This window comes from Chryseobacterium sp. SIMBA_028 (genome assembly GCF_046535285.1).
GTDB lineage: Bacteria > Bacteroidota > Bacteroidia > Flavobacteriales > Weeksellaceae > Chryseobacterium.
Genome location: NZ_JAWRWZ010000282.1, coordinates 1 through 272 on the forward strand (window position 1 = coordinate 1; position 272 = coordinate 272).

General features: G+C 39.7%; 1 pseudogene. It reads left to right on the plus strand.

The window, feature by feature from the left end:
- A pseudogene (locus SCA31_RS23470) lies at positions 1-272 on the plus strand (gamma carbonic anhydrase family protein); the annotation flags it as partial.

Here is a 272-nt window from a genome sequence, read left to right on the forward strand (position 1 = left end):
GATGGACAAAGCCGTTATCGGTGATGAATGTATTATTGGAGCTTTGGCTTTCGTTCCCGCGAACTTCAAATGTGATGCAAGAAAATTAATCGTTGGAAGTCCTGCAAAAATCATTCGTGATGTTTCTGATGAAATGATTAAATGGAAAACAGAAGGAACAAAGCTTTATCAGGAGTTGGCAAGAGAAGGCAAAGATGCAATTCTTCCTTGCGAACCGTTTACAGAATATGTTGAGCAGATCCCTACGAAAGTTGTTGATTACAGCATTTGGG